Here is a 24,298-nt window from a genome sequence, read left to right on the forward strand (position 1 = left end):
TTGCTTATACTCCTCGACCTGTATTTCCCTTCTCATGACTGGCGCTGATTTTCAGGAGACACAATGTCAGATAATTCTGCAGAACGTATTGGCGGATGGCTACTTGGCCCATTAGCCTGGCTGCTTGTGCAGCTTTTAAGCATCACCGTCACGCTGGTGAAATTTGGTTACGTCCTGCTTAATCCTCATACTCTGGCGCTGGTCAAAGAGATGGGCGGTAGCAATACCCTATTTCTTGGTCTGTCATTTCTGTCGTTTATTGCCATGTGGTATTACACGCTGTGGCTGACTATTGCTTTCTTCAAACGTCGTCGCAACGTGCCAAAACACTACATTATCTGGCTGATGATTGGCGTATTGCTGGCGGTCAAAGCTTTTGCGTTTTCACCTATCTCCGACGATCTGGCCGTGCGTCAGCTTCTGCTGCCCCTGCTGGCAGCCGCGCTAATTGTGCCGTATCTCAAGCGTTCTCAACGGGTTAAACGCACCTTTACCCGCGCGTAATAACCCCACAGTTAACCTGTTGTCGCTTGAGGCACTTTGTCAGATAATAGGTGGCTTTTTTTGTTACAGGTCGAATAATGACTGACTATTTATTGCTCTTTATCGGTACAGTTCTGGTAAATAACTTCGTCCTGGTGAAGTTCCTTGGGCTGTGCCCGTTCATGGGCGTTTCCAAAAAATTGGAAACCGCGATGGGAATGGGGCTGGCGACAACCTTCGTGATGACGCTGGCGTCTATTTGCGCGTGGCTTATTGATACCTGGATTCTTATCCCGCTGGATTTAGTCTATCTGCGCACCCTGGCCTTTATTCTGGTTATTGCCGTGGTCGTCCAGTTCACGGAAATGGTGGTACGTAAAACCAGCCCGGCGCTGTATCGTCTGCTGGGTATTTTCCTGCCGCTGATCACCACCAACTGCGCGGTGCTCGGTGTCGCGTTGCTGAACATCAACCTCGGCCACAATTTTCTGCAATCGGCGCTGTACGGTTTCTCCGCCGCCGTAGGCTTCTCGCTGGTGATGGTGCTCTTCGCTTCCATTCGCGAGCGCCTGGTCGTTTCCGACGTGCCCGCCCCTTTCCGCGGTAACGCCATCGCGTTAATTACCGCCGGTTTAATGTCGTTGGCCTTTATGGGCTTTAGTGGGTTGGTGAAGTTGTAATGATGACCTTCTGGATTGCTGTCGCTGCAATCAGCCTGTTAGGGCTGATTTTTGGCGTCATTCTCGGTTACGCCTCACGCCGTTTTGCCGTTGAGGACGACCCGGTAGTCGAAAAAATTGATGAACTGCTGCCGCAAAGCCAGTGTGGCCAATGCGGCTACCCGGGCTGTCGTCCGTATGCAGAGGCGGTGAGTAACGGGGAGAAAATTAACTGCTGCGCGCCTGGCGGTGAAGCCGTCATGTTGAAAATCGCCGAGCTACTGAACGTCGACCCGCAGCCTATCGGCGGCGGTGAAGCTGTGGCAGAGCCGGTGCGTATGCTGGCGGTTATTGATGAAAATAACTGTATCGGCTGCACCAAGTGCATTCAGGCCTGCCCGGTGGATGCCATCATTGGTGCCACGCGCGCCATGCACACCGTGGTGAGCGACCTGTGTACCGGCTGCAATTTGTGTGTCGCCCCGTGCCCCACGCAGTGTATTGAATTACGCCCGGTAGAAACGACCACCGAAAGCTGGAAATGGGACCTGCACACGATCCCGGTACGAATTATTCCTGTGGAACACCATGCTTAAGCTATTCTCCGCCTTCAGAAAAGACAAAATCTGGGATTTCGACGGGGGCATTCACCCGCCAGAGATGAAAACGCAGTCTAACGGCACGCCACTGCGCCAGATACCGCTTGCCCAGCGTTTTGTGATCCCTCTGAAGCAGCACATCGGCGCCGAAGGCGAACTGTGCGTTCAGCCGGGCGATCGCGTCCTGCGCGGCCAGCCGCTGACCCGCGGTTGGGGCCGGATGCTGCCCGTTCATGCGCCAACCTCAGGTACGGTTGTCGCCGTTGAACCTCATGCGACGGCGCATCCTTCTGCGCTGCCGGAAATGAGCGTGATCATTGATGCCGACGGTGAAGACCGGTGGATACCCCGCGACGGCTGGCATGATTACAAAAATCACAGCCGCGAAGCGTTGATTGAACGTATTCACCAGTTTGGCGTGGCTGGTTTAGGCGGCGCAGGCTTCCCTACCGGTACTAAACTGCGTGGTGGTGGCGATAAGATTGAGACGTTAATCATCAACGCCGCCGAATGCGAGCCGTACATTACGGCTGACGATCGCCTGATGCAGGACTGCGCTGCGCAGATCGTCGAAGGTATCCAGATTCTGGCGCACATTCTGCAGCCGCAGCAGGTGCTGATTGGCATCGAAGATAACAAGCCGCAGGCCATCTCAATGATGCGTGCAGTGCTTGCAGGCTGCCACGGCATAAGTTTGCGCGTCATTCCAACCAAATACCCCTCCGGCGGCGCGAAACAGCTGACGCAGATTTTGACCGGTAAGCAGGTGCCGCACGGTGGACGTTCTTCCGATATTGGCATCCTGATGCAAAACGTCGGGACGGCCTACGCGGTGAAGCGTGCAGTGATCGACGGCGAGCCGCTGACCGAACGCGTGGTAACGCTGACCGGCGAATCGGTTTCGCTGCCGGGCAACGTCTGGGCGCGTCTCGGTACGCCGGTCAAACACCTGCTGAGCCACGCGGGATTCTGCCCGACCAGCGATCAGATGGTGATTATGGGCGGCCCGCTGATGGGCTTTACTCTGCCCTGGCTCGACGTTCCGGTGGTGAAAATCACCAACTGTCTGCTGGCCCCGTCGGCTGCGGAAATGGGCGAACCCGAAGAGGAAAAAGGTTGTATCCGCTGTAGTGCCTGTGCTGACGCCTGCCCGGCAGACCTCCTGCCGCAGCAGCTTTACTGGTTCAGCAAAGGTCAGCAGCACGATAAGGCCACCGCCCATAATCTGTCAGACTGCATCGAGTGCGGCGCCTGCGCATGGGTGTGTCCGAGCAGTATTCCGCTGGTGCAGTATTTCCGTCAGGAAAAGGCGGAAATCAACGCCATCCGCCAGGAAGAACAGCGCGCCGCCGAAGCGAAAGCCCGTTTCGAAGCGCGCCAACAGCGACTTGAACGTGAGAAAGTCGCCCGCGAAGAACGCCATAAAAAAGCGGCCGTGCAGCCGACCGCCAGGGACCAGGACGCTATTCATGCCGCCCTGGCGCGAGTGCGTGAAAAACAGCAGCAGGCAACGCAGCCGATTGTCATTCAATCCGGCTCACTGCCGGATAACAGCGCTGTTACTGCCGCGCGCGAAGCGCGTAAAGCGCAGGCTCGCGCAGCGCAGGCGGAGAAACGTCAAAGCGCGAATGATGTCATCGATCCACGCAAAGCCGCCGTCGAGGCGGCGATTGCACGAGCAAAAGCCCGTAAAGCTGAAACGCAGCCAGAAGTTGATGTGACAGAGGCCAGCAGCGACCCGCGTAAAGCGGCGGTTGAAGCAGCCATCGCCCGTGCCAAAGCACGAAAAGCGGCGCAGTCAGCGGACACCGTACCGGTTGTCAGCGAGAGCGACACCGTTGACCCGCGTAAAGCCGCGGTTGAAGCTGCCATCGCGCGCGCCAAAGCGCGCAAAGCGGCACAATCAGCGGACACCGTGCCGGTTGTCAGCGAGAGCGACACCGTTGACCCGCGTAAAGCCGCGGTTGAAGCTGCCATCGCGCGCGCCAAAGCGCGCAAAGCGGCACAATCAGCGGACACCGTGCCGGTTGTCAGCGAGAGCGACACCGTTGACCCGCGTAAAGCCGCGGTTGAAGCTGCCATCGCGCGCGCCAAAGCGCGTAAAGCGGCGCACAGCGCTGTTAGCGAACCAGCCGCCAACGACGATCCCCGCAAAGCCGCCGTTGCTGCTGCTATTGCCCGTGTTCAAGCCAGGAAAGCCGCTCAGGCCGTTAACGAGGATTAAATGGTTTTCAAGATCGCAAGTTCCCCTTACACCCACAACCATCGCCAGACATCACGCATTATGATGCTGGTGATCGTCGCCGCCCTGCCCGGTATTCTGGTGCAGAGCTGGTTTTTCGGCTGGGGAACCTTTATTCAGCTCATCCTGGCGATTGTGACCGCCTGGCTTGCCGAAGCGCTGGTCCTGCGCCTGCGCAAACAAAATATTCCCCGAACGCTTGCGGATAACTCAGCGCTGCTGACCGGCTTACTGCTGGCCATCAGTATTCCCCCTTTCGCACCTTGGTGGATGGTTGTCCTGGGCACGGCCTTCGCCGTCATTATTGCTAAACAGCTGTATGGTGGACTGGGACAGAACCCGTTTAACCCCGCGATGATTGGCTACGTGGTTCTGCTGATCTCCTTCCCGGTTCAGATGACCTCCTGGCTGCCGCCGCACGGCGTTGCTGCCGCGACGCCGGGTTTTATGGACGCGGTGCAGATGATCTTTACCGGTCACACCGTCTCGGGTCAGGATATGAATGCCCTGAAGTTGGGTATTGATGGCATCAGCCAGGCAACACCATTGGATACCTTCAAAACCTCTCGTCATGCCGGCCAGTCGGTAGAAGAGATTCTGAACGCAGCCATTTATCACGGCGCGCTGGCTGGCGTGGGCTGGCAGTGGGTGAACCTCGCCTACCTTGCTGGCGGCCTGTTCCTGCTATGGCAGGAAGCGATTCGCTGGCATATCCCGGTGAGTTTTCTGCTGAGTCTGGCGGTCTGCGCAACGCTCGGCTGGCTGCTTCATCCGGACGACCTTGCTTCACCGCAGATACATCTGCTGTCGGGTGCGACCATGCTAGGCGCCTTTTTCATTCTGACCGACCCGGTGACCGCTTCGACGACCAATCGTGGACGTCTGATCTTTGGTGCGCTGGCGGGCCTCCTGGTGTGGCTGATTCGCAGCTTCGGCGGCTATCCGGACGGCGTCGCCTTTGCCGTGCTGCTGGCTAACATTACGGTACCGCTGATCGACTACTACACGCGCCCGCGCGTTTACGGACACCGCTGAGGATAACGATGTTAAAAACCATGCGTAAACACGGTGTCACGCTGGCGCTATTCGCTGCAGGTTCTACCGGACTCACCGCGGCGATCAACCAGTTAACCAAGCACACCATTGATGAGCAGGCAGAGAAGCAGCAAAATGCGCTGTTCCAGCAGGTCATTCCCGCTGACAGCTATAATAATTCGCTGCTAAAGAGCTGCTTTGTCGTCGATGCCCCAGAACTGGGGAAAGGCACACACAAAATCTATATTGCCCGCAAGGACGATAAACCGGTGGCCGCAGTCATTGAAGCCACCGCTCCAGACGGTTATTCCGGGGCGATTCAACTGCTGGTCGGCGCCGACTTCAGCGGCACCGTGCTGGGCACGCGCGTCACCGAGCATCATGAAACCCCGGGGCTGGGGGACAAAATTGAACTCCGCCTCTCCGACTGGATTACCTTCTTCAGCGGGAAGAAAATCGCTGGCCCGGACGACAGCCAATGGGCGGTAAAAAAAGACGGTGGGCAATTTGATCAGTTTACCGGTGCGACGATTACCCCCCGCGCGGTGGTCAATGCGGTGAAACGCGCCGGATTGTATGCTCAAACGCTGCCGAATCAACTGTCGCAACTGCAAGCCTGTGGAGAGTAAATCATGAGCGAGGTTAAAGAGGTTATTGTCCAGGGGCTCTGGAAAAACAACTCCGCGCTGGTTCAGCTGCTGGGCATGTGCCCGCTATTGGCGGTCACCTCTACCGCCACCAACGCCCTGGGGCTGGGCCTGGCAACCACGCTGGTGCTGACACTGACCAACCTGGCCATCTCCAGTCTGCGCCGCTGGACGCCAGCGGAAATTCGCATCCCTATCTACGTGATGATTATCGCGTCGGTGGTGAGCGCCGTACAGATGCTGATCAACGCCTACGCCTTCGGCCTGTATCAGTCTCTCGGTATCTTCATCCCGCTGATCGTCACTAACTGTATCGTGGTTGGGCGTGCGGAAGCCTTTGCCGCCAAAAAAGGCCCGGCGCTGTCGGCGCTAGACGGTTTTGCTATTGGTATGGGAGCCACCTGCACGATGTTCGTGCTGGGTTCAATCCGCGAACTGCTGGGCAATGGCACCCTCTTTGACGGCGCTGACGGCCTGCTTGGTAGTTGGGCTAAGGTATTGCGTATTGAAGTGTTCCACACCGATACCCCCTTCCTGCTGGCGATGCTGCCGCCTGGCGCCTTTATCGGCCTTGGCATGCTGCTGGCCATCAAATACCTGATTGACGAACGAACAAAACAACGCCGCGCGCAGGCCGTTGGCGCAGCAAACGCAGACGTTGATACCGCAGAGAAAGCCTGATGAATAAAGCAAAACGGCTGGAAATTTTAAGTCGCCTACGGGACAACAACCCGCATCCGACCACAGAACTGAATTTCACCTCACCTTTTGAACTGCTGATTGCAGTGCTGCTTTCAGCGCAGGCCACCGACGTCAGCGTTAACAAAGCGACAGCTAAGCTATACCCAGTCGCCAACACGCCGCAGGCGATGCTGGATCTCGGCGTAGACGGTGTGAAGGAGTACATCAAAACCATCGGTCTGTTTAACAGCAAGGCAGAAAACGTGATTAAAACCTGCCGAATGTTGCTTGAACTGCACGACGGAGAGGTTCCGGAAGACCGCGCGGCGCTGGAAGCGCTGCCCGGGGTAGGACGTAAAACGGCCAACGTGGTGCTCAACACCGCCTTCGGCTGGCCGACCATCGCCGTCGACACGCATATTTTCCGCGTCTGCAACCGCACTAACTTCGCGCCGGGTAAAAACGTTGAGCAAGTTGAAGATAAGCTACTGAAGGTGGTTCCCGCCGAGTTCAAGGTTGACTGCCATCACTGGCTGATATTGCATGGTCGCTACACCTGCATCGCCCGCAAGCCGCGCTGTGGTTCCTGTCTCATCGAAGATCTCTGTGAATATAAAGAGAAAACCGAGCTTTAATTCATGTCTGGCTGCGTGGCAAGTCAACGCCACGCCTGCCTCTCCTCACTCAAGCAGCGTTTAATCCCATATAATTATTCAGTATTTGGCACTTTTAGCGCTTATATAACGCTTTGGCAGGTTAAATACGTCATCGCGAGCGAAAATTTCTATACAAACGCTGACGAAAACATCCGGGCAACATAATGTTGCATTTATGTTTCTTTACGTAGAAAACGACGCCATCATCACAATGCCTCACTTACAGAGCACAAGATGATCATCCAGCAATTTTTCAGAATCTAGCCTATATCACTACTTTTAAGCGCCATCAGCAGAAGATATGGTTACGTTACGAGTTTCGCCCTACTTTATCAGAAGAATAAACCATCAATTTTTAAACAGTGAAATTTAACGCTAAATAACATTTGCAAAGACGGTTGATTGTACCAGACTTTTTATTTGTAACAGAGTATTGCAAAAGCCTTGTCTGAAGGCGCAGGATAGTGAACATTACTTGCCGTTTCCCTCCAGAATAACTATAAGGCGGGTGCCAAAAAGAGCATCTCCGCCCAGTACACCCCCCATGAAATGGGATGTAAATAAGAGGTATATGTGTCTACTGCAAACAAAAAACCAACGGAAAGCGTTAGCTTAAACGCCTTCAAACAACCTAAAGCGTTCTATCTCATCTTCTCTATCGAGTTGTGGGAGCGTTTTGGTTTCTACGGCCTGCAAGGCATCATGGCCGTTTACCTGGTTAAACAGCTGGGTATGTCCGAAGCGGACTCCATTACTCTGTTCTCTTCCTTCAGTGCTCTGGTCTACGGCCTGGTTGCTATCGGCGGCTGGCTGGGCGATAAAGTACTGGGGACAAAACGCGTTATCATGCTGGGGGCCGTCGTTCTCGCCATCGGCTACGCTTTAGTCGCATGGTCAGGCCACGACGCCGGTATCGTTTATATGGGCATGGCGGCGATTGCCGTGGGTAACGGCCTGTTCAAAGCCAACCCATCCTCCCTGCTCTCTACCTGCTATGCCAAAGACGACCCGCGTCTGGACGGTGCATTTACGATGTACTACATGTCCGTCAACATCGGTTCGTTCTTCTCTATGCTGGCAACGCCATGGCTGGCAGCTAAGTACGGCTGGAGCACCGCGTTCGCGCTGAGCGTCGTCGGTATGCTGATCACCGTTGTCAACTTTGCCTTCTGCCAGCGTTGGGTTAAACAATACGGTTCCAAACCTGACTTCGAGCCGACTAACTACCGCAATCTGCTGCTGACCATCGTGGGTGTGGTTATCCTGATCGCTATCGCGACCTGGCTGCTGCACAACCAGGGCGTCGCACGTATGGTTCTGGGCGTAATCGCACTGGGCATCATCATTATCTTTGGTAAAGAAACCTTCTCCATGACCGGTGCGCCGCGTCGTAAGATGATTGTGGCCTTTATCCTGATGCTCGAAGCTATCATCTTCTTCGTGCTGTACAGCCAGATGCCGACGTCGCTGAACTTCTTCGCGATTCGTAACGTTGAACACTCTATTCTGGGTATCGCGTTCGAACCGGAACAGTATCAGGCCCTGAACCCGTTCTGGATCATCATTGGTAGCCCGATTCTGGCCGCTATCTACAACAAAATGGGCGACACCCTGCCGATGCCGACCAAGTTCGCGATTGGTATGGTGTTGTGCTCCGGTGCGTTCCTGATTCTGCCGCTGGGCGCGAAGTTCGCCACCGACGCAGGTATCGTTTCCGTTAACTGGCTGATCATCAGCTACGGCCTGCAGAGCATCGGCGAGCTGATGATCTCTGGTCTGGGTCTGGCAATGGTTGCACAGCTGGTTCCGCAGCGTCTGATGGGCTTCATCATGGGTAGCTGGTTCCTGACCACCGCTGGCGCAAACATCATCGGCGGCTATGTGGCTGGCATGATGGCGGTACCGGAAGACGTGACCGACCCGGTGATGTCTCTGGAAGTGTATGGCCGCGTATTCCTGCAGATTGGCGTTGTCACTGCCGTTATCGCCGTGCTGATGCTGCTGACAGCACCGAAACTGAACCGCATGACTCAGGACGACTCAAAGCCTGCTGCTGACGGTAAAGTCGCTTCCGCATAATGTCATCGGGAAACGAATAATTTTGGGCCGCTAACGCATGTTAGCGGCTTTTTTTTTATCTGCGCAGGCACTAACATACTTTCATATCCATTGGCCGCCCTTCTGCCAACGGACAACAAAAATAATCATAGTCTGAAGGAGTTACCCATGAAATTGTTCTACAAACCCGGCGCCTGTTCCCTTGCATCGCACATCACGCTGCGGGAAAGCGGAAAGGATTTCACGCTGATCGGCGTCGATCTGATGCACAAACGTATGGAAAACGGTGACGATTTCCTGAAGGTCAACCCGAAAGGCCAGGTTCCCGCCCTGCTGCTGGACGACAACACCCTGCTGACCGAAGGCGTGGCGATCATGCAGTATCTCGCCGATAGCGTCGCGGACCGTCAACTGCTGGCGCCGGTCGGCAGCATTAACCGCTACAAGACGCTGGAGTGGCTGAACTTCATCGCCACCGAGCTACACAAAGGCTTTACCCCCCTGTTCCGCCCGGATACGCCGGAAGACTACAAACCGACGGTTCGTGCGCTGTTGGACAAAAAGCTGGCCTATATTGATGAGTCGCTGGCTGGCGCACAGTGGATTAGCGGTTCTCGCTTTACCATTGCCGATGCTTACCTGTTTACCGTACTGCGCTGGGCGTTCGCCGTGAAGATGGATATGGCGGGGTATCAGAATATTGCGGACTATATGGCTCGCGTTGCGGCGCGTCCGGCGGTTGCCGCGGCGCTGGCGGCGGAAGGGTTGAAATAATCGTCCCCGGCAGTTAATTTCGCCTCGTCCGGGCTACATTGCGCGTGCAGATATGCGAACGTAGCCCGACAAAATGCGCCAGGTTACAGTTGCGTGGCGCTAAAGCAGTGCTCAGGCTTCGCAATCAGGTCCTGTGCCGCAACAACCTGCAGCTCGTACTCACCCATCGTTTTAGTCGTCAGCATAATCTCATACACCGCCGCCGTCACATGCTCAAGTGCATCGCGCAGCGTTGCCCCCTGTAAGAGCTTAACCAGCAACAGTCCGCTGGTGACGTCGCCAACGCCAACCGGATGGCGAGAGCCAAAATCAATGAGCGGACGACTGATGTGCCATGCGGCATCGGCGGTCACCAGCAGCATCTCAAAACGATCGGTACTGTAGCCTGCGCGCGCCAGATGTTTAACCAGTACAATCTCTGGCCCCAGGGCAATCAGCTCGCGAGCCGCGCTGACGGCTTCACTCACGCTTTGGACTTCGTGGCCTGAGAGGATCTCCAGCTCAACCAGGTTCGGCGCGATAATATCGCTAGCCGGCAGCGCATAGCGTTTGTGGAACTCCGCCACGCCGGGCGCCACGATGCAGCCTTTTTCCGGATGGCCCATTACCGGATCGCAGAAATATTTCGCCTGCGGGTTCGCCGCTTTGACCTGACGCACAATGCCGAGGATATGCTCGCCCTGCTCCGCAGAGCCAAGATAGCCGCTCAGCACCGCGTCACAGCGCTTAAGCTGATCGATAGCCGCAATGCCCTGCACAATCTCCGTCAGATGCGCAGGCGGCATCACACAGCCTGTCCATTGGCCGTACTGGGTATGATTGGAAAACTGAACGGTATTCAGCGGCCAGACGTTGGCGCCAAGGCGACGCATCGGAAATTCCGCAGCGCTGTTGCCCGCATGCCCGAAAACAACGTGGGATTGAATCGCAAGGATGTTGTTCATTGATTCTACTCAGACGACATAAAAAGAAGGGGGCGTAGTTTCCCACGCCCCCCTGTTTCTGAAAATTACTTCCAGCAGATCAAACAGTAATTTTTCTTACCGCGGCGTAACAAGGTGTAACGCCCGAACAGAATATCGCTGTCCTTGAAGAAGTATTCCGGATCGGCTTGTTTCTCACCGTTGATGGTGACCGCATTGGAGGCAATGGTCTTACGCGCTTGCCCACGAGACGGCTGAAGCTCAGAATCCACCAGCGCCTGCATCAGGTCGGCGCCTTTTTCCATCTCAACCATCGGCACGCCGTCCTGCGCCAGCTGCTCGAAGTCGGCTTCGCTCAACGCGCTCAGAGAACCGCTAAACAGGCTATCGGTAATGCGTTTTGCCGCCACCAGACCTTCTTCGCCGTGAACCAGACGGGTGACCTGTTCGGCCAGTACATACTGGGCGCGCGGGGCTTTGCCGCTGTTTTTGTCTTCTTCTTCCAGCGCATTGATCTCTTCAATGTCCATGAAGGTGAAGAACTTCAGGAAGCGGTAAACGTCAGCATCCGCGGTGTTGATCCAGAACTGATAGAATTTGTACGGGCTGGTTTTTTTCGGATCCAGCCAGACTGCGCCACCTTCGGTCTTGCCGAACTTGGTGCCATCCGCTTTAGTGATCAGCGGAACGGTGAGGCCAAACACCTGATTCTGATGCAGACGACGGGTCAGGTCGATACCGGAGGTGATGTTGCCCCACTGGTCGGAACCGCCAATCTGCAGCGCCACGCCGTGCAGTTTATTCAGGCAGGCAAAGTCATAGCCCTGCAGCAGGTTGTAAGAGAACTCGGTAAAGGAAATACCCTGGTCGTCACGATTCAAACGCTGCTTCACGGCTTCTTTGTTAATCATCTGGTTAACAGAGAAGTGCTTGCCGATGTCGCGCAGGAAGGTCAGCACGTTCATGCCGCCAAACCAATCATAGTTGTTCGCGGCAATTGCGGAGTTGTCGCCGCAGTCGAAATCGAGGAACGGTGCAACCTGTTTGCGAATTTTATCTACCCACTCCTGCACGGTGTCTTCGGTGTTCAGCTTACGCTCGGCGGCTTTAAAGCTCGGGTCGCCAATCAGACCGGTGGCGCCGCCCACCAGCGCAACAGGCTTATGGCCCGCCTGCTGGAAGCGTTTGAGGCATAACAATGGAACAAGATGCCCCAAATGCAAGCTGTCAGCGGTAGGATCGAAGCCGCAATAGAGCGCGATCGGGCCTTGCGCCAGTCGCTCTGCTAACGCTACCTCGTCCGTTACCTGGGCAACTAGCCCCCGCTCTTGCAGTTGTTTAATCAAGTTACTGCTTGCCATCAAATTCTCCATGTATATACGACTGCACCTATGCCGGTACACGACTTTTCGCCAGACGCGAAAGCTCTATAGAATAAAGCGCCGACGCCCTCAGCGCTAGCGCTTAAAACAACAAATTTGGGGGTTTACGGCGCCAGTCGGTCGATTTTCCACGCGCCTTCTTCACGTTGGTATAAAAAACGGTCGTGAAGACGATGTTCACCGCCCTGCCAGAACTCCATCTGCTCAATGGAGACGCGGAAACCGCCCCAGAAACTCGGCAAAGGCACTTCGCCCTGCTGGAATTTCTGCTTCAGCTCAAGGAATTTGCTTTCGAGGATCCCGCGCGCAGAAATGCGGCTGGACTGTTTGGAAACCCAGGCGCCAATCTGACTGTCGCGCGGGCGGCTGTGGAAATACTTTACCACTTCAAGTGTCGACAGGCGTTCCGCCTTGCCAATCACCATTACCTGACGCTCCAGCATATGCCACGGAAACAGCAGGCTAATACGCGGATTCTTCTCCAGTTGGTGCGCTTTGCGGCTCCCCAGGTTGGTGTAAAACACCAGCCCTTTTTCGTCGTAGTGCTTCAGCAAAACGATTCGCTGATACGGCTGACCATTTTCATCAACCGTCGCCACCACCATGGCCGTCGGATCGGCTAACTTTGCCTCGCAGGCCTGAGAGAGCCAGCGCTCAAAAAGCGGCAGAGGTTCAGCAGGAAGGTCGTGGCGACGCAGGCCGCCACGGGTGTACTCTCGGCGCAGATGCGCAATTTGCTGTAGTTCGTCGTTGTCAGACATGGCGTTTGGACTAGTCATCATTGGGTGACGTTATTGTGCGCCGCTCGCCTGAAAATCTCAACGCTTGGGATTTTGTAACTGACAGTTATTCAGCACGATACGGTCACGTTTGTAGACGGTCGCCTCGTTGCCTTTCGACCAAAAGACATAAATACCGTCGGTATAGCGTGCACCGGAAGCCGAGACGCCCTGCGCCAGATTGAGCTGCTGGTTGTCATAAATGAAGCTCACCTGCTGGCGCGGGTTATTGAGATGCACCGTCAACGGTTTTTCATCGCACTGGTATTCCAGCGTGTCAGTTTGCATCCGCTCCATAAATTGGTTGTAGGCGCTACAGCCGGAGAGCATCAAAGGGAGGGCAACAATAAGCAATTTTTTCATATTTTCTGAGCCTTTAGACATTCCTGGTCAAGGAGTGATTGTCCCACTCCCATTTTGCTTAAGTCTATCGGCCCAGTGTAAAAGAAGATGTCAGTTAACTCTTATTCTTCTGCGGGTTTGCGGGAAAAATCGCCCCAAGTACCGTCGCTTGCGATGCGCCGGTGACCGACGGGAGATTCCCCGGTAGACCCGCGACCGTACGCCACGCCAACCACGCAAAAGCCAGCGCTTCCATATCGTCACCGCTAATACCGTATTCATCGGTCGTCGCGACCTCGGTACCGGCCAACAAGCCCGCAAGACGAGCCATCACCAGCGGGTTACGGCTCCCCCCACCACAGACCAGAAGGCGCTCACAGCCGCCGCTGAGCAGAACCTGCTCGCTGATAGTCACCGCCGTGAGTTCGGTCAGGGTGGCCTGCACGTCCTGAGGTCGCAGCCCAGGATAACGCGCCAGAAACTGCGCCAGCCAGCCATAGTTGAAGTACTCGCGACCGGTGCTTTTCGGTGCCGGTGCGGCAAAATAAGGATCGCTCAGCATGTCCTGTAACAAAGGTAAAATCACTTTTCCCTCGTTGGCCCACAGTGCATCTTTGTCATACGGTTTGCCAAGACTGCGCCAAATCCAGGCATCCATCAGCATATTCCCCGGCCCGGTGTCAAAGCCGCGCACCGGCTGGCCAGGAATCAGAAGGGAGAGATTGGCGATCCCGCCAATATTCAAAATCATGCGCCTTTCGCTGACATGTGCCAGTAGCGCCTGGTGGAACGCTGGCACCAGCGGCGCCCCCTGCCCACCCAGCGCCATATCGCGACGACGAAAATCGCCCACCACGCTGACGCCGGTTCGCGCGGCAATGACGTTGTTATCGCCAATTTGCATAGTATGTGGCGCATCGCCAGTCGGTTCATGCCACACGGTTTGCCCATGGCAGCCAATCGCCACAATATCGTGCGCCGCCAGCTTCTCCTGAGACATCAGCGCCAGAACGGCATCCGCAAAAAGATTCCCGAGACGGTTATCCAACTGCCCAAGCTGCGAGAGCGTTAACGGCTGCCCCTGGCATATGGCCAACACCGCCTCTTTCACCGCGATGGGTATCGGCCAGGAAAGACTCGCCAGCTGCGTTACGCTATGTTCATCAATGACCGCCAGCACCACATCGACACCATCAAGGCTGGTCCCTGACATTACGCCAATATACCGTCCGGATTTCATACGCCGTCCTTAGTCAGCTATGCAAAGTTAACACTCCAGCATAAAGTGCCACGTAATGCTATTAACCAATAAAATTTTTTAACAATAAAGGTCTCATTTTTCGTGAGAACGTCAGGAGTGACGCTGTTTTCCTTGCGTTTATCGTTGGTTAAGTCAGGATGGTTTATTATGATTAATAATGAATGCGGAATATATGACCGCCCCGATCAAATACCATATAATTGTTTAGTACGGATGCTCATAAGAGCAATTCTTAGTGAACTGGAGATTCATAATGATGTTACGTGTATTGGCTGTTTCAATGATTGGTTTATCCCTGGCCGGATGTGTCAACAACAGCGGTTTGTCAGGTGATGTTTACTCTGCATCCGAAGCGAAACAGGTTCAGAACGTCACCTACGGTACCATCGTACACGTTCGTCCGGTACAAATTCAGGGTGGCGATGACAGCAACGTGATTGGCGCTATCGGCGGTGCCGTACTGGGTGGCTTCCTGGGTAACACCGTTGGCGGCGGTACCGGTCGTTCTCTGGCCACCGCAGCGGGCGCTGTCGCGGGTGGCGTAGCCGGTCAGAGCGTTCAGGGTGCAATGAATAAAACTCAGGGCGTTGAACTGGAAATTCGTAAAGATGACGGCAACACCATCATGGTGGTGCAGAAACAGGGTGATACTCGCTTCTCTGCTGGTCAGCGCGTCGTGATGGCGAGCAACGGCCGACAGGTCACTGTGTCTCCGCGTTAATGTTCTCCGGGTACGCGTTTACCACAAGCGCGTACCCATACTCCTGCCTTTATTCCACTCTCATTAATATTCATACGACAAATATATAATAGTTATTCATCCTATCTATTATTTGCGCACGGACAATATTTCTTTACGTGAAATCAATTAAACTCAAATTTTATAGGGCCAGGATGCCCCGTTGCTTGCAGTGCTTAGCGTACACAGGACTCATATATGCTTTTAAAATTCCCCCTGCAGCGTTTTTTGATTTATATCACGATTTGCTTAATTGGCATTCTGTTACTCAATCACTTTTCTAATGTTTTTATTCGCCATGTTCCGGCAATTGCACCTATTCTTTTTCCCACGCTGACGATGTTCCTGATGGTTTTCCATACCATGATTGCGGTTTTCATGGTGATGAAATACTTCTGCGATCGTCGGCGTCTCTATCTGATGGCGATAGCCTGCGCCTTCGCTAGCTCAGCGGTGCTGATGCTGGGTACGCTAAACAGCTATCCTACGTGGTTCCTGTGCGGTTCATCAGATAATATTAACTATAATGATGCGCTAATATTTTATTTCTTCCGCAATATCATTATGGCGGTATTGTTTATTACTTCCGTAGTGCTGTACGCGGTAAAATCGCGTGACATGCACAGTATACGAAATCATATTTTTATCTTATGCGGGGTGTTTGGGTTCGCCATTGCTATGCTGGTATTATCGTGGTTCTACTCCAGCCATGATTCTTTATTGAGCGTCAAACTGGTTGATAATAATACTTACCAATACAGCGAAGTTTGGAACAATATTGTCAACTGGGCATTAGTTATAATATGGCTGATGACGCTAATGACACTTATCTTTACGACACAGCTAAATAACATTTTCTGGTACAGTGGAGCATTCTTCTGCGCTTGTTATATCTTTACCCTGCTTGTTCTGATGTCCGGGCAGGATACCGCCAGCTACAGCTGGTATCAGGCACGGTTGTTCGAAACCATCTCCACCCTGTTCCTGATTTTTGTCCTGTTCTGCGACGTGTTTACCCTTTATCGTCAGTCCAACACCAAGTATCTCAACTCATACCAGAACTCGATCCGCGACCCTTTGACGCGCCTGTTTAATCGCAGCTACTTCTATGACTCGTTTACCGCCCTTCAGCCGACGATCGCTAACGGCCATCCGGTGTCGGTTATTGTCAGCGATCTGGACCACTTCAAGCGTATAAATGATAAATACGGCCATCTGCAGGGGGATAAAGTCATTCAGTTTGTCGCCAGAGTGCTGCAGGACTCTGTGCGTCAGAACGATGTGGCGGCGCGTATCGGTGGCGAAGAGTTTGCGCTATTGCTGGTCAATACCTCGCCGGAGGTGGCTCGCACGATTGCGGAACGTATCCGTCTGGCCATCAGTCAGCATGATAATAGCAGCAGCAATGCACAACTGCCGGAGTCAATCACTATCAGTATGGGGGTGTTTACCGCCACCGATCTGTCGGTGCCGGTCGAAGAGTGTGTACGCCGCGCCGATGAAGCCATGTACCGCGCGAAAGCGGCCGGACGAAACCGGGTTGTTGTCTGGGAGTAAGCGAAAAAAACCCGCGAAGTTCGCGGGTTTTTCATATCAATCGCGGGATTGCAGTTCGATAATATTCTGCTCCAGCTTACGAATAAGCGTGATAAGCATCTCAAGCTCCTCGGCGGAGATACCTGCCAGAATATCGCCGCGCGTGTGGCTGATAACTGCCTCCATTTCTTCAATCAGGGGCTCAGCCTTCTCCGTTAACTTAATGCGTTTAGCACGACGGTCGTTGGCGCAGGTCTGGCGAGATATCAGCCCCTTCTCTTCCAGCTGATCCAACGTTCGGACAAGAGACGGCTGCTCAATACCGATCGCTTTAGCCAGTTGGATTTGCGACTGCTCGGGCGGAAGCTGATGGATATTATGCAGCGTGACCCAGTGCGTCTGCGTGAGTTCCAGAGGTTTGAGGCGATGGTCAATCAGAGCACGCCAAATGCGCACCAACCGTGCCAGATCAGAACCTAGTGGCGATTCCAATTTCATCTCCTTATAATTAGCTTGCTAAGTTATTATACTGATTTTAGAATAGTGTGCAGTAATTAAATTAGCAAAACAAATGTATTGCCACGTGCACGCAAACCAGAGCTATGCATTACACTGTTTCAAATCATGTGATTTTATGTCAAAACACGACACACTATCGAGCTATAACTCTTCAATTGCAAAGGATTTCTGCTTGTGAAGTTGATTCTCCACATACCGGGACTGCCTCTACAAGACCTCGTCGTCGGTGCTTCAATTTATTTTCCCCCTGTATTTAAGGCTGTCCTTCTCGGCTTCCTGTTCTGGCTGATTCTGCACCGTCTTTTACGCGACTGGATGTACGCTGGCGATATCTGGCACCCGCTGTTAATGGATCTCTCTTTCTTCGCGCTTTCGGTTTGCCTTGCGCTACTGCTACTGGTCTTGTGGTGATCTCATCCAATGAAAAAATTAAAATATTTCTCAACGCTGCTGATTGCTGCCCTGGCGATTATCGCCGTCTGGCTGGTGTGGAACTACTACATGCAATCCCCGTGGACGCGCGACGGGAAAATCCGCGCTGAGCAGGTTGATATCACGCCGCAGGTATCGGGAAGTATTCTGAGTCTGAACATCAAGGACAACCAGTACGTGAAAGCCGGCGACGTACTGTTTGAGATAGACCCGACGCCGTGGAAAATCGCCATCATGAATGCGGAAGCGAAAGTGGCGAAAGCTCAGTCTGACCTGCTGCGCGCAAAACATGAAGTTGAACGCCGCCGCGGTCTGTCGCAAAACTTCATCTCAGCCGAAGATATCGATACCGTCAATATCGCGCTAAAAGTGGCGCAGGCGAATGCGGATGCCGCCAAAGCCGAACTGGAGCACGCGCGTTGGCAGCTATCGCAAACGGAAGTCAAGGCGCCGGTTGACGGCTGGGTCACGAATCTGACGACACGCGTCGGTAACTATGCTGCCGTCGGGCACCCGGTTTTTGCGCTGATTGATAGCCACTCCTTCTACGTCGTTGGCTATTTTGAAGAGACGAAGCTCCGTCATATTCGTGAAGGCGATCGCGCGGATATCGTTTTATACAGTGACGATAAAAAGTTACAGGGTCACGTATCCAGTATTGGTCGTGCGATCCATGACCAGAGTCTGGCCACCGATGGCAAGCTGGTTGCGGATATCAAACCGACTATCCCCTGGGTGCGTCTGGCCCAGCGCGTACCGGTGCGTATTGAACTCGGCGCGTTACCGGCTGACACGGTACTGGTCGCGGGTACCACCTGCACCGTCTCCATTGCGAGTGACCGACAATGACCCTTCCGGCGATGACCTGGAAGTCACTGCCCTGGTTTAAAGCGACGCCGCCGCAATGGCGTTATGCGCTGCGTAACGCCATTGCCATGTGCCTGGCGCTGAGTTTCGCCTATTGGCTGGATCTTGATGAGCCTTACTGGGCGATGACCTCCGCGGCCGTGGTCAGTTTCCCTACCGTCGGTGGCGTCATCAGCAAAAGCCTCGGGCGCATCGCCGGCAGTTTGCTGGGAGCAGGCGCTGCGCTGATTATCGCAGGACACACGCTCACCGACCCGTGGCTCTTTCTGTTTGCGATGTCCGGCTGGCTCGCACTCTGCACTTGGGCGTGCGCGATGTACACCAACAACGTTGCCTACGCTTTTCAGCTCGCCGGCTATACCTGTGCCATTATCGCGTTCCCGATGATAAACGTCATCGACGCCACAAAACTGTGGGAAATTGCCCAGGCACGCGTCTGTGAAGTGATCGTCGGTATTTTATGCGGCGGGCTGATGATGATGATTTTACCCAGCACCTCCGACGGTACCACGCTGCTCAGCGCGCTGAAAAATATGCACGCACGGCTACTGGAACACGCCAGTATGCTGTGGCAACCGGTCACGACCGATGCCATTCGTAGCGCGCATCAGAGCGTCATCGCGCAGATCCTGACCATGAACCTGCTGCGTATTCAGGCATTCTGGAGCCACTATCGGCTGCGTCGGCAGAATAAGTTATTAAACTATCTGCTCCATCAACAGTTGCGTCTGACGAGTGTAATTTCCAGCCTGCGTCGCCTGATGCTCAACTGGCCCAATGCCCCGCAGAATTTACGGCCGATACTGGAGTCACTGCTGCAGGCGCTGGCCAAACCCGATTGCGATGCCTACACCGTCGCACGTATCATCGCCCCGCTCGCGCCAACCGACCCACAAGACTATCGCCATCATGCATTCTGGAGCCGACTCCGCTATTTTTGTCGCCTCTATCTGACCACCAGCCACTGGCTGTTACGGCTGGAAAACGCGACCGCAATCAGCGAATTTACCGTTCCCGCCGCCCCGGCTTTGATGCGTCACACCGACCACGCCGAAGCGGCCTGGAGTGGAATTCGCACCTTCTTTGCCCTCGTTAGCGTGGGTGCCTTAAGCATCAGCACACAATGGGAATCCGGCGCGGCGGCGCTCACGCTGGCAGCCATCTGCTGCGTCTTGTACTCCAACGTTCCTTCACCGTTCAGCTCGCTGACGCTGCTGATGCGCACGCTGATTCTGCTATCCATCTTTAGCTTCGGCGTCAAATTTGGCCTGATGGTGCAAATCAGTGACCTGTGGCAATTTATGTTGTTCCTGTTCCCACTGCTGTTGACGATGCAATTGTTGAAGCTGCAAATGCCGAAACAGGCGCGACTCTGGGGATCGCTGATCGTTTTCATGGGTTCGTTTATCGCCGTCACCAACCCGCCGGTCTACAATTTTGGCGATTTTCTCAATGATGACCTCGCGAAAATTATCGGCGTAGGGTTGGCATGGCTGGCTTTCGCCGTGCTCACGCCTGCGTCCGACGCGCGCAAAAGTCGCCGCCATATTCGTGCGTTACGCCGTCACTTTGTTGACCAACTCAGTCGCCACCCTTCCAGCAGCGAGCACGAGTTCGAATCGCTGGTGTACCATCACGTGAGCCAGTTGAGCGCCAGCCAGGATGAACCGGCGCGGCGCTGGCTGCTGCGTTGGGGGGTGGTACTGCTGAACTGTTCGCACGTGGTGTGGCAGCTGCGCGGCTGGGAATCACGATCGGACCCGCTATCTCAGGTGCGAGATATGTGCATTAGCTTATTGCGTGATGTCATGAGCGAGCGCGGCGTTCAGCAACGCCCGCTAGCCGCCACGCTTGAGGAACTCCAGCACATTTGCCAAACCCTCTCCCATCACCACCAGCCAGCGGCAGTCGAGCTGGCATCGATTCTCTGGCGACTGTATTGCTCACTCTCGCAGCTGGAGACGGCACCGGCTCCCGGCACGCTGACCGAGCAAACGGCATAAGGTCAAGATGAGATAGCCCGGCACAGCCGGGCTATAAAGGGGAATATTACGGAACGTCGTAACCCAGCGCCGCTTTACGAATGCGGAACCACTGCTGGCGCGTCATGTCGAGAGACTGCGCAACGATCGCCGAGCGCACGCGCTCAATTTTGCCGGAACCGATAATCGGCAGCGGCTGCGACGGCAGGCGCATTACCCACGCATAGACCACCTGCTCGATGCTGCCCGCGTTCAGCTCGTTCGCCACCTTCGCCAGCTCGTCGCGCAGCGGCTGGAACTCCTCGTCATTAAATAAACGACCGCCCCCCAGGCATGACCAGGCCATCGGACGGATACGCAGCTGTTGTAGCTGATCGAGCGTGCCATCCAGCAGCGCTGGCTGGTGAATCGGCGAAATCTCAACCTGATTTGTCGCCAGAGTAAAGGGCAGCCGCGATTGCAGCAGCGCGAACTGCGCAGGCGTAAAGTTAGAGACGCCGAAATGACGTACTTTGCCACTCTGGTGCAATGCGGTGAACGCCTGCGCGACTTCGTCCGCATCCATCAGCGGGTCCGGGCGGTGGATCAGCAGCAGATCGATCGCATCCGTCGCCAGATTGCGCAGCGACTGCTCAGCGCTATGAATGATATGGTTACGATCGGTAATGTAGTGACCAAGCGCATGCTCTGGCTTGGCGGTGGTGGCAATACCGCACTTGGTGACAATCTCCATGCGCTCGCGCAGATGCGGCGCCAGCTTCAGCGCTTCGCCAAACGCGGCTTCGCACTGATAGCCTCCATAGATATCCGCGTGATCGACGGTCGTCACGCCGAGATCCAGGTGCTCCTCAATAAAACTCACCAACTGGCGCGGGGACATGTTCCAGTCCATCAGACGCCAGTAGCCCATCACGAAACGTGAAAATTCCGGGCCCTGAGGCGCCAGGGTAATACGTTGAACCATAACCACTTCCTCAATGGAAAAATTTCGATCGAGTATACGCACTTTTGTGCTTAAAACAGTGAGGGCTGCTGAGGTTCTTCCGCGTCGGGCGCTTTACCTGCGCGCAATTTGCGCAGTAGCCGCTGGCGGCATAGCCGCAGCACCTCCTGTTTTTGCGCATCGCTCATATTCTGCCAGTGAAAACGCTCATCGCGGCTACGAAAACAGCCACGGCAGAAACCACGTTCATCCGACTGACAAATTCCCCGGCACGGACTTTGAACCGGGAAAAACTCCAGTTGCTCCGCCACCTTAGCCCCCTCTTTACCTCGTCATCCCTTCATTGAAGACGTTTAATTCACCAGGCGCAACTTTTCTCCCTTGTGATGCGGGCCCGACGGCATTTTCAAAAATTCATTTGCATTAGACCAATCGGTCTATTACAGTGCCAACCATGAGCAAATTGATTGAACATGATACCCGTGAACACATTCTGGCTACCGGCGAGCGTCTTTGCATGCACCGCGGTTTTACCGGAATGGGCCTGAGCGAACTCCTGAAAACGGCAGAAGTGCCCAAGGGCTCGTTTTATCACTATTTTCGTTCAAAAGAGGCGTTTGGCGTGGCCATGCTGGACCGGCATTTTGCCGACTATCACCAGCGGCTGGTGCAGCACTTTACGCAGGGCGCGGGAAACTACCGCGATCGCCTGCTGAACTACTATCAGCATACGCTCGAACAGTTTTGCCAGCAGGGGTTGATCAGCGGTTGTTTGACCGTGAAACTCTCTGCTGAAGTGTGCGATCTTTCCGAAGATATGCGCGCTGAAATGAACAAAGGCGCCAGCCAGATTATGGTTTTGCTGGCACAAGCGCTGGAAAATGGCCGCCGTGAAGGCTGCCTGACGTTCAACGGCGAAGCCGAAACCACCGCCCAGGTGCTTTACTCTCTGTGGCTGGGGGCGAATCTGCAGGCGAAAATTTCGCGCAGCTCGGCACCGCTGGAAAGCGCGCTGACGCACGTCAGGAATCTGATTGCCGCGCCGGAGTGATCCCGGCGTTTTTATTTCCCATACCACTAGACGACCGGTCTACTCAGGAGTCACCATGTCGCAAGAAAAACTGTTTACCCCACTGAAAGTGGGTGCGGTTACCGCCCCGAACCGCGTGTTTATGGCCCCGCTGACGCGCCTGCGCAGCATTGTACCGGGCGACATTCCTACTCCGCTGATGGCGGAATACTATCGCCAGCGCGCGAGTTCTGGCTTGATTATCACCGAAGCCACTCAGATCTCCGCTCAGGCTAAAGGCTACCAGGGGGCACCCGGTCTCCACAGCCCAGAGCAAATTGCAGCCTGGCAGAAAATCACCGCTGGCGTTCACGCCGAAGACGGACGTATCGCCGTTCAGCTGTGGCACACCGGCCGTATTTCGCATAACAGCCTGCAGCCAAACGGCGAAGCTCCGGTGGCACCTTCTGCGCTGAGCGCCAATACTCGTACCTCGCTGCGTGACGAAAATGGCCATGCGATTCGCGTCGATACCTCCATGCCGCGCGCGCTGGAGACAGCCGAAATTCCGGGGATCGTCAACGATTTCCGCCAGGCCATTGCCAACGCGCGTGAAGCCGGTTTCGACCTGGTTGAGCTACACTCCGCGCACGGCTACCTGCTGCACCAGTTCCTGTCGCCTTCTTCTAACCACCGTACCGACCAGTACGGCGGCAGCGTTGAGAATCGCGCCCGTCTGGTGCTGGAAGTGGTTGATGCCGGTATTAAAGAATGGGGTGCCGAGCGTATCGGTATCCGCGTCTCGCCGATTGGTACCTTCCAGAACGTCGACAACGGCCCAAACGAAGAAGCCGATGCGTTGTATCTGATTGAAGAGCTGGGTAAACGCGGTATTGCTTACCTGCACATGTCAGAGCCTGACTGGGCCGGCGGCGTGCCGTACAGCGACGCGTTCCGCGAAAAAGTGCGCGCCCGTTTCCACGGCCCGATTATCGGTGCGGGCGCCTATACGCCAGAAAAAGCGGAAGCGCTCATTGAAAAAGGGTTAATCGATGCCGTGGCCTTTGGCCGCGACTACATCGCTAACCCGGACCTGGTTGCTCGTCTGCAGCACAAAGCCGAGCTCAACCCTCAGCGCCCGGAAAGCTTCTACGGCGGCGGAGCGGAAGGTTATACCGATTACCCTACGCTGTGATCCTGCATTGATAGCGGCGGCGTTCCGCCGCTATACTAGTGAGATTATTCATAAGTAAGGACGAGGGATATCATGCGTTTACTGCATACCATGCTGCGCGTCGGCGATCTGCAACGCTCCATTGATTTTTACACCAAAGTTCTGGGCATGAAGCTGCTGCGCACCAGCGAAAACACTGAATACAAGTACTCTCTGGCATTCGTTGGTTACGGCGAAGAGAGCGACGAAGCGGTGATCGAGCTGACCTATAACTGGGGCGTGGATAAATACGAGCTGGGCACGGCCTATGGCCATATCGCCCTGAGCGTCGATAACGCCGCGGAAGCCTGCGAACGCATTCGCCAGAACGGCGGCAACGTGACCCGTGAAGCTGGCCCGGTCAAAGGCGGCACCACGGTGATTGCGTTTGTTGAAGATCCGGACGGTTATAAAATCGAACTGATTGAAGAAAAAGATGCCGGTAAAGGTCTCGGCAACTGATTCTCCTCGGGTGCGGCTGCGCACCCGTTTTTTTACCCGCCTTCCCAAGCCGCGGCAAAATTTGCCATAATGCGC

26 protein-coding genes are annotated in these 24,298 nt (G+C 54.9%); 18 read left to right on the top strand and 8 right to left on the bottom strand.

Going from position 1 to position 24,298, the window contains the following annotated elements:
• Positions 1 to 63: 63 nt before the first annotated feature.
• The 10 genes from ABTW00_RS12305 (at position 64) to gstA (ending at position 9,834) form a co-directional block, all read left to right on the top strand.
• Positions 64 to 504 carry a DUF2569 domain-containing protein gene (locus tag ABTW00_RS12305; protein WP_064545678.1) on the top strand — a complete coding sequence of 147 codons (441 nt, stop codon included), beginning with the start codon at positions 64 to 66 and terminating at the stop codon, positions 502 to 504.
• Positions 505 to 581: 77 nt separating this feature from the next.
• On the top strand, positions 582 to 1,163 hold the full coding sequence (gene rsxA / locus ABTW00_RS12310) for an electron transport complex subunit RsxA (protein ID WP_064545680.1): 582 nt from the start codon (positions 582 to 584) through the stop codon (positions 1,161 to 1,163).
• Positions 1,163 to 1,738 (top strand): electron transport complex subunit RsxB, encoded by a 576-nt coding sequence (gene rsxB, locus ABTW00_RS12315; RefSeq protein WP_064545681.1) that lies wholly within the window; start codon positions 1,163 to 1,165, stop codon positions 1,736 to 1,738. The genes rsxA and rsxB overlap by 1 nt, the downstream gene beginning before the upstream one ends.
• Positions 1,731 to 3,965 (top strand): electron transport complex subunit RsxC, encoded by a 2,235-nt coding sequence (rsxC, locus tag ABTW00_RS12320; RefSeq protein ID WP_433635855.1) that lies wholly within the window; start codon positions 1,731 to 1,733, stop codon positions 3,963 to 3,965. The genes rsxB and rsxC overlap by 8 nt, the downstream gene beginning before the upstream one ends.
• Positions 3,966 to 5,018, top strand: a complete 1,053-nt coding sequence (gene rsxD, locus ABTW00_RS12325) for an electron transport complex subunit RsxD (protein WP_433635856.1) — start codon at positions 3,966 to 3,968, stop codon at positions 5,016 to 5,018.
• An 8-nt stretch (positions 5,019 to 5,026) separates the two neighbouring features.
• Complete coding sequence (gene rsxG / locus ABTW00_RS12330; protein WP_433635858.1) at positions 5,027 to 5,647, top strand: electron transport complex subunit RsxG; 621 nt, start codon at positions 5,027 to 5,029, stop codon at positions 5,645 to 5,647.
• A 3-nt stretch (positions 5,648 to 5,650) separates the two neighbouring features.
• Positions 5,651 to 6,346, top strand: a complete 696-nt coding sequence (locus tag ABTW00_RS12335) for an electron transport complex subunit E (protein ID WP_064545689.1) — start codon at positions 5,651 to 5,653, stop codon at positions 6,344 to 6,346.
• On the top strand, positions 6,346 to 6,981 hold the full coding sequence (nth, locus tag ABTW00_RS12340) for an endonuclease III (protein ID WP_433635859.1): 636 nt from the start codon (positions 6,346 to 6,348) through the stop codon (positions 6,979 to 6,981). The genes ABTW00_RS12335 and nth overlap by 1 nt, the downstream gene beginning before the upstream one ends.
• A 594-nt stretch (positions 6,982 to 7,575) precedes the next feature.
• Complete coding sequence (gene dtpA, locus ABTW00_RS12345; protein ID WP_065356919.1) at positions 7,576 to 9,081, top strand: dipeptide/tripeptide permease DtpA; 1,506 nt, start codon at positions 7,576 to 7,578, stop codon at positions 9,079 to 9,081.
• 147 nt (positions 9,082 to 9,228) lie between these two features.
• On the top strand, positions 9,229 to 9,834 hold the full coding sequence (gene gstA / locus ABTW00_RS12350) for a glutathione transferase GstA (protein ID WP_064545694.1): 606 nt from the start codon (positions 9,229 to 9,231) through the stop codon (positions 9,832 to 9,834).
• An 83-nt stretch (positions 9,835 to 9,917) separates the two neighbouring features.
• On the opposite strand, the gene pdxY is transcribed toward gstA, so the two are convergent.
• The 5 genes from pdxY to anmK all read right to left on the bottom strand — a co-directional run bounded on the left by pdxY (position 9,918) and on the right by anmK (position 14,500).
• Complete coding sequence (gene pdxY / locus ABTW00_RS12355; RefSeq protein ID WP_433635861.1) at positions 9,918 to 10,778, bottom strand: pyridoxal kinase PdxY; 861 nt, start codon at positions 10,776 to 10,778, stop codon at positions 9,918 to 9,920.
• A gap of 65 nt (positions 10,779 to 10,843) precedes the next feature.
• A complete protein-coding gene (gene tyrS, locus ABTW00_RS12360; protein ID WP_065356918.1) occupies positions 10,844 to 12,118 on the bottom strand; it encodes a tyrosine--tRNA ligase in 1,275 nt (424 codons plus the stop codon).
• Positions 12,119 to 12,243: 125 nt separating this feature from the next.
• Positions 12,244 to 12,900, bottom strand: coding sequence for a pyridoxamine 5'-phosphate oxidase (gene pdxH, locus ABTW00_RS12365; RefSeq protein ID WP_065357008.1), 657 nt, complete (start codon positions 12,898 to 12,900; stop codon positions 12,244 to 12,246).
• A gap of 57 nt (positions 12,901 to 12,957) precedes the next feature.
• Positions 12,958 to 13,281, bottom strand: coding sequence for a C-type lysozyme inhibitor (gene mliC, locus ABTW00_RS12370; protein ID WP_064545700.1), 324 nt, complete (start codon positions 13,279 to 13,281; stop codon positions 12,958 to 12,960).
• Positions 13,282 to 13,375: 94 nt separating this feature from the next.
• A complete protein-coding gene (gene anmK, locus ABTW00_RS12375) occupies positions 13,376 to 14,500 on the bottom strand; it encodes an anhydro-N-acetylmuramic acid kinase (protein WP_433635863.1) in 1,125 nt (374 codons plus the stop codon).
• Positions 14,501 to 14,774: 274 nt separating this feature from the next.
• Here anmK and slyB point away from each other — a divergent pair, with 274 nt between their 5' ends.
• Both slyB and ABTW00_RS12385 read left to right on the top strand, forming a co-directional pair.
• Positions 14,775 to 15,242 carry an outer membrane lipoprotein SlyB gene (gene slyB, locus ABTW00_RS12380; RefSeq protein WP_064545703.1) on the top strand — a complete coding sequence of 156 codons (468 nt, stop codon included), beginning with the start codon at positions 14,775 to 14,777 and terminating at the stop codon, positions 15,240 to 15,242.
• Positions 15,243 to 15,458: 216 nt separating this feature from the next.
• Positions 15,459 to 16,817, top strand: a complete 1,359-nt coding sequence (locus tag ABTW00_RS12385) for an MASE4 domain-containing protein (protein ID WP_433635864.1) — start codon at positions 15,459 to 15,461, stop codon at positions 16,815 to 16,817.
• Positions 16,818 to 16,853: 36 nt separating this feature from the next.
• On the opposite strand, the gene slyA is transcribed toward ABTW00_RS12385, so the two are convergent.
• Entirely contained in the window at positions 16,854 to 17,294 is a 441-nt protein-coding gene (gene slyA / locus ABTW00_RS12390) for a transcriptional regulator SlyA (protein ID WP_064545707.1), read from the bottom strand.
• A 195-nt stretch (positions 17,295 to 17,489) separates the two neighbouring features.
• On the opposite strand from slyA, the gene ABTW00_RS12395 reads away from it, so the two are divergent.
• Genes ABTW00_RS12395 through ABTW00_RS12405 form a run of 3 tightly spaced genes read left to right on the top strand, consistent with a single transcriptional unit; the run spans position 17,490 to position 20,617 of the window.
• Positions 17,490 to 17,726, top strand: coding sequence for a DUF1656 domain-containing protein (locus ABTW00_RS12395; protein WP_433635865.1), 237 nt, complete (start codon positions 17,490 to 17,492; stop codon positions 17,724 to 17,726).
• A 9-nt stretch (positions 17,727 to 17,735) separates the two neighbouring features.
• Entirely contained in the window at positions 17,736 to 18,596 is an 861-nt protein-coding gene (locus ABTW00_RS12400) for an efflux RND transporter periplasmic adaptor subunit (RefSeq protein ID WP_064545710.1), read from the top strand.
• Positions 18,593 to 20,617: an FUSC family protein gene (locus ABTW00_RS12405; protein WP_433635866.1), complete on the top strand. Its 2,025-nt coding sequence runs from the start codon at positions 18,593 to 18,595 to the stop codon at positions 20,615 to 20,617. The genes ABTW00_RS12400 and ABTW00_RS12405 overlap by 4 nt, the downstream gene beginning before the upstream one ends.
• A 46-nt stretch (positions 20,618 to 20,663) precedes the next feature.
• Here the strand turns inward: ABTW00_RS12405 and ABTW00_RS12410 are convergent, their stop codons facing one another.
• Together ABTW00_RS12410 and ABTW00_RS12415 are read right to left on the bottom strand one after the other, a co-directional pair.
• A complete protein-coding gene (locus ABTW00_RS12410) occupies positions 20,664 to 21,560 on the bottom strand; it encodes an aldo/keto reductase (protein ID WP_064545715.1) in 897 nt (298 codons plus the stop codon).
• 50 nt (positions 21,561 to 21,610) lie between these two features.
• The gene (locus tag ABTW00_RS12415; protein ID WP_064545717.1) at positions 21,611 to 21,850 is read right to left on the bottom strand and encodes a DUF1289 domain-containing protein; all 240 of its coding nucleotides are present in this window, start codon (positions 21,848 to 21,850) and stop codon (positions 21,611 to 21,613) included.
• 143 nt (positions 21,851 to 21,993) lie between these two features.
• Here ABTW00_RS12415 and ABTW00_RS12420 point away from each other — a divergent pair, with 143 nt between their 5' ends.
• From ABTW00_RS12420 to gloA, 3 genes are all read left to right on the top strand, one after another.
• Positions 21,994 to 22,590 (top strand): TetR/AcrR family transcriptional regulator, encoded by a 597-nt coding sequence (locus ABTW00_RS12420; protein ID WP_064545719.1) that lies wholly within the window; start codon positions 21,994 to 21,996, stop codon positions 22,588 to 22,590.
• A gap of 55 nt (positions 22,591 to 22,645) precedes the next feature.
• Positions 22,646 to 23,743, top strand: coding sequence for an alkene reductase (locus ABTW00_RS12425; protein ID WP_064545721.1), 1,098 nt, complete (start codon positions 22,646 to 22,648; stop codon positions 23,741 to 23,743).
• 72 nt (positions 23,744 to 23,815) lie between these two features.
• Positions 23,816 to 24,223, top strand: coding sequence for a lactoylglutathione lyase (gene gloA / locus ABTW00_RS12430; RefSeq protein ID WP_043000807.1), 408 nt, complete (start codon positions 23,816 to 23,818; stop codon positions 24,221 to 24,223).
• The last annotated feature ends 75 nt before the right edge of the window (positions 24,224 to 24,298 follow it).

It is taken from the genome of Kluyvera georgiana (genome assembly GCF_050990895.1).
GTDB classification, from domain to species: Bacteria; Pseudomonadota; Gammaproteobacteria; order Enterobacterales; family Enterobacteriaceae; genus Kluyvera; species Kluyvera georgiana.